The organism is Arthrobacter sp. TB 23, from assembly GCF_000294595.1.
Taxonomy (GTDB): Bacteria; Actinomycetota; Actinomycetes; order Actinomycetales; family Micrococcaceae; genus Arthrobacter_D.
The window spans coordinates 1-7769 of record NZ_ALPM01000012.1; the positions used below are offsets into that span (position 1 = coordinate 1).

Genomic DNA, 7769 nt, shown 5'->3' on the forward strand with positions numbered 1-7769 from the left:
GGCGGGCGCTTCGGCCACGGAAGTCATTCACTCTCCGCGCGGACCCCGCGCCACCGAGGTGATCCGCGCCGACCAGTCCCTGACCTCGGTCATCCCCCACGACGTTCAGCACACCAGAGCCATCCGGATCCCGGAGACCCACGCTGAATCACTTCCCGAGTCGGATCAGAGAACCGACAAACAGGCCCGACGGGAGTTCAAGGTCTACCAAAAGCAGCAGGCCAAGGCCGCCCTGCGGCCCGAGAAAGCGCTGCGCCCCGGCAACCGTGGACGCCGCAACGCTATCTGGGTGGTACTGCTTCTGCTCCTCGCTGGGCTCGCCGCGGGCCTGGGCTGGTTTTTCGGGGTGGGGCCCGGTGCACTGGCAACAGTGCCCGACGTCGTCAACCGTTCGGTGGACCAGGCCGAGTTGTTGCTGGCACAAAACGGCTTCGACGCCCCACGTTCGGAAGAAGAGTTTCACGACGAAGTGGCATCGGGGTTGGTGATCCGCAGCGAACCGGCGGCGCAAACGGAGATCCGCCGTTACCAGTCAGTCGAGCTGTTCGTGTCGAAAGGCCCCGAGCTGTTCGAGGTGCCGAATGTTGTTGACCGGGGTGAGGCTGCCGCCGCAGAACAACTGGCCGGCAGCGAGCTGGCAGTCGGTGAGATTACTCGGGAGTTCAACGCCGACGTCGAGGACGGACTGGTCATTAGCCAGGAGCCCGCCGCCGGTCATCAGACTCCGCGTGGCACCGCCGTGAACCTTGTCGTGTCCCAGGGCCCTGAACCTATTGAGGTTCCGGTGGTGACCGGGCAGCCGCGCGCCGACGCCGTTGCCGCCATCGAGGCCGCCGGCCTGGTGGCAGCGGTGGCCCCCGACGGCGAGAACAATCGAGACATACCCGAGGGCGCCGTCGTCGGGCAGAGCCCTTCCGGGGGGCAGCTGACCCGTGGGGAGACGGTGACCCTCACCCTGTCCCTGGGGCCCCGCCTGGTTGAGGTGCCCAACGTGTTCTCCCAGCGGGAAGAGGCAGCCGTGGCCGAACTTGAAGCGGCCGGATTCGTTGTCGTAGTGGACTACACGTTCGGCGGTTCGGTTCTCGGTCTGGTCGCAGGGCAGGATCTGACCGGCGAGCAGCCGGAGGGCTCCACCGTCACGATCACCGTCACGTAGCAAGGATCCACCAGGGTTTAGACACAACAGAGGCGAAGCGTTTCCGCTTCGCCTCTGTTGTGTCTAAACCTGCGGTGTTTGAACCTTCGGTGTTCGAACCTGCGGTGTTTGAACCTGTGGGCCCGGCTTGCCTAGCGCTTGGAGAGTGCTCCTGCGACCAGGAAAGCCATCTCCAGGGACTGCATGTGGTTCAGGCGTGGATCGCAGACCGACTCGTAGCGTTCCAGGAATGCTTCCTGATCCACGGGGTCGGCGCCGCCCAGGCACTCGGCGACGTCGTCGCCAGTCATCTCGACGTGGAGGCCGCCCGGGAAGGTGCCCAGCGAATTGTGCACCTCGAAGAAACCGCGAACCTCGTCCATGACGTCGTCGAAGTTACGGGTCTTGTAGCCGTTCGGCGACGTCACCGTGTTGCCATGCATCGGATCGGATACCCAGAGGACCTGCGCACCGGAGTCGGTGACTTTCTCGACCAGCCGGGGCAGCTTCTCACGAATGTTGCCGGCACCCATGCGCGTAATGAAGGTCAGGCGACCTGGCTCGCGATTGGGATCCAGTTTATCGATCAGTGCCAGGGCATCGTCGGGTGAGGTGTTCGGACCGAGCTTCACGCCGATCGGGTTCCGAACCCGCGACAGGAAGTCGATGTGGGCGCTGTCGATGTCACGGGTACGCTCCCCGATCCACAGGAAGTGGGCCGAGGTGTCGTACGGGAGCCCGGTGCGTGAGTCGGTCCGCGTCAGCGCCCGCTCGTAGTCGAGCAGGAGCGCTTCATGGCTTGCGAAGAACTCGACCCTCTTCAGTGCCTCGAAGTCGGTGCCGCAGGCATCCATGAACCGGACCGCGCGGTCGATTTCACCGGCCAGCGACTCGTAGCGAGAATGGGCTGGGTTGGCGGTGAAACCCTTGTTCCAGTGGTGGACCAGGCGTAGATCCGCAAAACCGCCCTGGGTGAAGGCACGGATCAGGTTAAGTGTGGAAGCGGACGTGTGGTACGCCTTGACCATGCGGGAAGCATCATGCCCACGCGACTCAGGGGTGAACTCGTAGCCGTTGACCATGTCGCCGCGGTACGCCGGAAGCGTCACGCCTTCGCGGGTCTCATCGTTGGATGAACGTGGCTTGGCGAACTGCCCAGCCATCCGGCCCATCTTGATCACCGGCAGTGATGCACCGTAAGTCAGGACCACTGCCATCTGCAGAATGGTGCGCACACGGGCGCTGATCCGATCTGCGGTTGCGCCCTCGAAGGTTTCGGCGCAGTCACCGCCCTGCAGCAAGAATGCCTTGCCCTGGGCAGCGGCGGCCAGGCGGTCACGCAGCACGTCGACCTCGCCGGCGAAGACCAGTGGAGGAAGGGTGGAAAGTTCTTTGACGGAGGCCGAATACACGCTGGGGTCCTGCCAGGTGGGCTGCTGCGAAATGGGCAGCTGGCGCCAATTGTCAAGCATCGCGCTTGCCTGCGGGCTGCTCTGCCCTGCTGGGGGAACGGTGGTTTCGGTGGGTGCGAAGATATCAGTCACCGGTTAAGCCTAATGGGTCTACATCCCCGCCGCTGCCGGGACCGTCACGCAGCGGAGCAGCACGTCACATTGTGCCGGGCGCCACGCTTCCTGGCCCAGCAGCCGGACTATCGTTTCCGGCTCAGCCAGACCGGCAATTTGATACTGGTGAGCCTGCTGCGCAAAGACTTCTGGTTGGTGTCCTGCTCCGCGGCTGTCGGGGCGGCGGAGGCGGATTTGCCGTGCGCCTTCTTTTCGGAGCTCTTCGCGGCCGCAAGCTTTTCCTTCACACTGCTCGCGTACACGTCCACATACTCCTGGCCGGAGAGTCGCATCAGTTCGTACATGATCTCGTCGGTCACGGACCGCTGAACAAAACGATCCTCGGCGAGACCTTCGTACCGGGAAAAATCGAGAGGTTCGCCGACGATGATGCCGATCCTGCGAATGTTGGGGATACGCCGGCCAATGGGTTGTACCTTGTCCGTGCCGATCATCGCTACCGGTATCACCGGCACCCCGGTGGCGAGCACCAGTTTGGCCACGCCGGTCTTTCCTCGATACAGCCGGCCGTCGGGACTGCGCGTTCCTTCGGGATAGATACCCAGGATCCCGCCATTGTTCAGCACCGCTTCACCCGCGCTCAGCGAACTCGACGACGCAGCACCGCCTGAGCGGTCCATCGGCAGCTGGTTCGAGAGTCTGAAGAACATCGCGGTGAGCTTTCCCTTGATGCCCTTACCCGTGAAGTACTCGGACTTGGCCAGGAAGATCACCGGCCGGGGCACTGCGATCGGAAGGAAAATCGAGTCTGAGAAGGAGAGGTGGTTACTGACCAGCACCGCCGGACCATCCAGTGGGACGTTGTCCATTCCCTTCACCCAGGGCCGGAAGAGGAGACCCAGAATCGGACCTACGATGATCCGCTTCATGAACCAATAAAACACGCTGACAGCCTTCCTCGACCCGAGCGGGATCACGGCGGATTACCCCACAGTCGATCGCGCTTTTCCTTGAGAGACTACTCTAAGGAACGGATTCGCTGGTAAGGCATTGGTGGCAGGTGGCACGATGGGGCTATGACATCCAGCGCGGGTCCCGTCGCCTTCTCTTCCGACGGTTTCGGGGAGGCGTCGCGCATCGGCATCCTCCTGAGTCACGGTTTCACCGGTTCTCCGGTTAGCCTGCTCGATTGGGCCCAATATCTAGCCGATCAGGGGTACGCAGTGCGGCTCCCTCTGCTCGACGGCCATGGCACCACCTGGCAGGAACTTGCCCGCACCCCGTGGCAGCGCTGGTACGCCAGCTATGAGACGAGTTACCGGGAGTTGGCACAGTCAACCGAGAAGATCGTGGTCGCCGGCCTGTCAATGGGCGGGACCCTTGCACTGCGGTTGGCGGCCCTGCAGCCGGTGGCCGGCGTCGTCGTCGTCAATCCTGGTCTCACCATCGCCGATCCGCGCGCACGTTACGCCGGGGTGCTGAAGTTTGTGATGCGATCGGTGCCAGCCATCGCCAACAACATCAAGAAGGAAGGGCTCGACGAGGGCGCGTACGCGCGGACCCCCGTTGCTGCTGTCGCACAGCTCGGCCGACTATTCAGGGAGACGGTCAACCTGCTCCCGTCAGTGACCGCGCCCACGCTGGTTTTTCGCTCATCGGTGGACCCGATCGTGCCGGAAAGCAGCCTGGAGGTGCTGCAACAGCGGATTGGTAGCAAAGCTCTCGAGATTGTCCGTTTGGAGAACAGCTACCATGTTGCGACCATGGACCATGACGCGCAGTTGATTTTTGAACGGTCAGCGCAATTTATCCAGCACGTGACGGCAGGTAGCACCGCATGACATCCCGAGGTCAGGAACCCAACGAGTCCACTGACGATGCCGTGTGGCAGGATCTGGTGGCCCGGTTGGAGCAGACGCCCACCGCGCCGGAGGCTGCAGCCAGTTCGGCACCGGAACAGAACGTTGATGCGGGATTGTCCGATCAGGACCGGGTGCGGGCTCTGTTTGAGAATCAGCCCCGCCGCTCCCCCAGTGGTCCGCGGGACTATACCCCCGAGGAGCCCGACGACGACGAAGACGAGGGTTATCATCCGCCGGAGCCGCCGGCGCTGGGTACCGGGGAGCCGCTGCTGGTCCTCGCCTGGTTCGGCGCAGTGGGTGGACCGATCGCTTTGCTTTTACTCGCCATGTTCTGGCGCGCCGCCCCGCTCACGATGATGCTGGGGGTGCTGGCCATCTTCCTGGTGTCGGTGGCGTTCCTGATCCTGAGGCTCCCCAAAACCCGCGATCACGGAGACAACGGCGCCGAAGTATAGGTAGCTGCCGCGTTCCGTAGGACCGAGCCGGAGTGGTCAGCCGGTGATGTGCACCGGGGTGGCCGAGTCGATCCTGGCTGGTTGAAGGCGGCTCCCGCCTCGTTGGGCGGCCGCACCGGCCAGTACCACCAATGCTATGCCCGCCAGCTGCGGGACTCCCACGTGTTGGTGAAGAATAATCAGTCCCAGCAGCACTCCGAACGCAGGTTCCAGTGCCATCAGCGTTCCGAAGGCTGTAGGGGTCATCCGGCGTAGTGCGAGCATCTCCAGTGCGAAGGGCAGCACCGGGAGCAGCACGGCCAGGCCCAGCGCGGCGGCGAGGATGCCTGGCGTGATGTGGCCAATGGCTTGAGGGACCCCGACGACGGCCGCGGCAACCGCCGCGATTGGCACCGTCAGGGAGAGCGAGGCGATTCCGTTGAAACGGTCGCCGATGCGTTGAGTGAGAAGGATGTAGACGGCCCACCCCACGGCCGCCATCGCTGCGAAGCCGACTCCCGTCACATTGAAAGTCCCCTGCCAGGGTTCGGTCATGAGAATCACACCGATCAGGGCGAGACCCGGCCAGAGCAGCGCCCTCTTGCGGTGGCTTCGCACAGCTGCCACGGTCAATGGCCCGAGAAACTCGATTGCGACGGCGGTGCCGAGGTGGATGTGCTCCAGCGCCGCGAGGAACCCGATGGTCATCAGACCCGTAGCCAGACCCAGACCGATAATGGTGGGCACGTCCTGGCGGCGGATCGAGCGAAGTGGTGGACGGACCAGAGCGATCAGGATGATTGCTCCCATGCTCAAGCGCAGCCATGCGGTTCCGCCCGGGCCGACAGCGCCAATCAGGTCCACCGACAGAGCAGAACCTAGCTGGACTGAGAACATCGCCGTTATCGCAAGCCCCCAAGGCGGGACGGGTGACGTTCTGGTCATGATTTGATCGGTTCGGGACGGATCAGCCGGCTGGCGGTCTGCACGTCGGGGCCGAGTTGGCTGAGGTGGGAGGCGAGCGCATCCGCTGCGAGTTGCAGAGCGTGGTCAGTCATCGGCTCAAGAGCATCCAGGATGAAAAGCGCGGTTTCGGTATTGTTTTTGAGCTGTGTCCGCCGCCCTTGCCGCCAGTTCCAGCGCCGGCACGTCACTCCTATGTCATCCCTCCAGACCACTTCGCCAGGTTCCGGAAACTCGACCGTTTCCTCGCCCCCGGTCGCGGTGTCGAACGGTTCGGTTCCCCTGGCGAGGGTCAGGCGGGGTGGGCCAGCGTAACCGGTGAGATCCTCGCCACCCAAGGGGACCTGGTGGAGGACTGAGATGGCGTTGTAGATGTCGGTGAGTCGGTTGACGCGTGGGAGCCCGGTGGCTGACCTCCGCAGGAGGGCCTCCAGACTGTTGCGCGTTCGTTGCGGCTTGGCCCCGAAACCGCGATAGGCGTCCCGCCACGCAGCGACGTGTGCAAGTTGCTCAACCGGAGTAGTTTTGAGGAGCTCACGGGCGAAACCTTCAGCGTGGCTGAGGAGGTCCTCGCTTGTCTGGTCGCTGGGCCCTGGCACCAGACCATCGGCGGCGATCAGCACAGCACGATAGTCAGGACGAAGCAAGAACACTTCCGGGTCAACGCGGCTGGATTCCACAACCTGGTGCAAGCTGCTCAGATCATTCATTGGTTGTTGCCTCTCGGTGGCTTAGCCCTACACCGGGCTCGAAAACTGCCATGGTGAACGTGGCCGGTTCCATGGTTACGTTCGCGTACGAGTGGGCAACGTCCCCGGGAAACGACACGGCGTCCCCGGTTTCGAGCACTATTGTCTGCTCCCCCACCTGCACTGTGATCGAACCTTGCCGCACCTGGAGAAACTCTTTGGTTCCCTTGGAGTGTGGCTCGCTCTCGTGGCGGTCCCCTGGCACGAATGTCCAGTCCCAAAGTTCGACGACGTCGGGTGACTCAGAGCCTGCAACCAGCGTCCCCCTGCCACCGGATTCGGAAGTCCAAAGGGCGGCACCTTCACCGCTGCGTGTAACTGTCACAGGCTTCGCCGATGGAGACTCAACCAGCGAAGGCAGCCCGATGCCGAGAGCGTCGCTCAACCTCAACAGTGTTCCCACACTCGGGTTGGTGGCACCCTGCTCCACATTGATCAGCATGCGACGACTCACGCCAGCAGCGTCTGCCAGCTGATCAAGAGTCAGGGATCGGGAGTGGCGCTCATGTTTGATGCGGCTGCCAATTGCTGCCGCAAGCGCAGTGGGGTTACTTGCCATAAGTGCAGCATAGTGCACTGTCAGTGCAGTATGCATCATCAGTGCAGTATGCATTGTCGAGTGCGACTGCTGTCTGGATGGGCGCTGCCTGTGGTCCGCCGCTGTCTACGCCGCCGGGAGTGCTCTAAGCAGCCAAGATAATCGGGGGCGCACTCTCAGAAGGGCGGGGGGATCTCGGCTGGTGGTGCTGGTGGTGCTGGGGGTGGGTCTGGTCGGGTGAGGTAGGTTTCGCCGAGTGGTGAGATCGCGATGATGGTCCCGGGGTCGGGTTGTTGGTAGTGCCAGTAGCCGTCGGTTTTGAACATGTGGTGGCGTTTACACAGGGCCGCCAAGTTCCCGTAGCTGGTTTTGCCGCCTTGGGACCAGGGGGTGGTGTGGTCGAGTTCGCAGAACACCGCCAACCGGTTACATCCCGGATGCCGACACGTCCCGTCCCTAACCCGGACCGCATCCTTCAGGTCCTGCGGGACCCGGTACGTGGTTGCATCAGCGCCGAGCCTGGCCCCGGTGAAGGGGTGGGTGAGGATCCTGGTGAACGATG

Annotated in this window: 9 protein-coding genes; 3 read left to right on the plus strand and 6 right to left on the minus strand. The window is 63.3% G+C overall.

Features of this window, described 5'->3' with window-relative positions:
* On the plus strand, positions 1 to 1156 hold a 1156-nt coding region (locus B384_RS0101390), incomplete at its 5' end, for a PASTA domain-containing protein (protein ID WP_019481354.1).
* Positions 1157 to 1287: 131 nt separating this feature from the next.
* Here the strand turns inward: B384_RS0101390 and B384_RS0101395 are convergent.
* Together B384_RS0101395 and B384_RS17330 are read right to left on the minus strand one after the other, a co-directional pair.
* Complete coding sequence (locus tag B384_RS0101395) at positions 1288 to 2607, minus strand: class II 3-deoxy-7-phosphoheptulonate synthase (RefSeq protein ID WP_116778148.1); 1320 nt, start codon at positions 2605 to 2607, stop codon at positions 1288 to 1290.
* Positions 2608 to 2786: 179 nt separating this feature from the next.
* The gene (locus tag B384_RS17330) at positions 2787 to 3605 is read right to left on the minus strand and encodes a lysophospholipid acyltransferase family protein (RefSeq protein WP_083850796.1); all 819 of its coding nucleotides are present in this window, start codon (positions 3603 to 3605) and stop codon (positions 2787 to 2789) included.
* 132 nt (positions 3606 to 3737) lie between these two features.
* Between B384_RS17330 and B384_RS17335 the strand changes: the two genes are divergently transcribed.
* Positions 3738 to 4502 carry an alpha/beta hydrolase gene (locus tag B384_RS17335; protein WP_019481357.1) on the plus strand — a complete coding sequence of 255 codons (765 nt, stop codon included), beginning with the start codon at positions 3738 to 3740 and terminating at the stop codon, positions 4500 to 4502.
* On the plus strand, positions 4499 to 4978 hold the full coding sequence (locus B384_RS0101410) for a hypothetical protein (RefSeq protein WP_019481358.1): 480 nt from the start codon (positions 4499 to 4501) through the stop codon (positions 4976 to 4978). Before B384_RS17335 ends, B384_RS0101410 begins: the two co-directional genes overlap by 4 nt.
* Before the next feature lie 36 nt (positions 4979 to 5014).
* On the opposite strand, the gene B384_RS0101415 is transcribed toward B384_RS0101410, so the two are convergent.
* From B384_RS0101415 to B384_RS17340, 4 genes are all read right to left on the minus strand, one after another.
* Entirely contained in the window at positions 5015 to 5854 is an 840-nt protein-coding gene (locus B384_RS0101415; protein WP_019481359.1) for an EamA family transporter, read from the minus strand.
* A gap of 44 nt (positions 5855 to 5898) precedes the next feature.
* The gene (locus tag B384_RS0101420) at positions 5899 to 6630 is read right to left on the minus strand and encodes a B3/B4 domain-containing protein (protein ID WP_019481360.1); all 732 of its coding nucleotides are present in this window, start codon (positions 6628 to 6630) and stop codon (positions 5899 to 5901) included.
* Entirely contained in the window at positions 6623 to 7228 is a 606-nt protein-coding gene (locus tag B384_RS0101425; protein WP_026040881.1) for a helix-turn-helix domain-containing protein, read from the minus strand. Before B384_RS0101425 ends, B384_RS0101420 begins: the two co-directional genes overlap by 8 nt.
* 155 nt (positions 7229 to 7383) lie before the next feature.
* On the minus strand, positions 7384 to 7769 hold a 386-nt coding region (locus tag B384_RS17340; protein ID WP_019481362.1), incomplete at its 5' end, for an HNH endonuclease signature motif containing protein.

What these genes read in the sequence shown, in the direction of transcription:
- B384_RS0101425 (WP_026040881.1), bottom strand. Translation starts at nt 7,228, where the DNA reads ATGGCAAGTAACCCCACTGCGCTTGCGGCAGCAATTGGCAGCCGCATC.
- B384_RS17335 (WP_019481357.1), top strand. Translation starts at nt 3,738, where the DNA reads ATGACATCCAGCGCGGGTCCCGTCGCCTTCTCTTCCGACGGTTTCGGG.
- B384_RS0101415 (WP_019481359.1), bottom strand. Translation starts at nt 5,854, where the DNA reads ATGTTCTCAGTCCAGCTAGGTTCTGCTCTGTCGGTGGACCTGATTGGC.
- B384_RS0101420 (WP_019481360.1), bottom strand. Translation starts at nt 6,630, where the DNA reads ATGAATGATCTGAGCAGCTTGCACCAGGTTGTGGAATCCAGCCGCGTT.
- B384_RS0101410 (WP_019481358.1), top strand. Translation starts at nt 4,499, where the DNA reads ATGACATCCCGAGGTCAGGAACCCAACGAGTCCACTGACGATGCCGTG.
- B384_RS0101395 (WP_116778148.1), bottom strand. Translation starts at nt 2,607, where the DNA reads ATGCTTGACAATTGGCGCCAGCTGCCCATTTCGCAGCAGCCCACCTGG.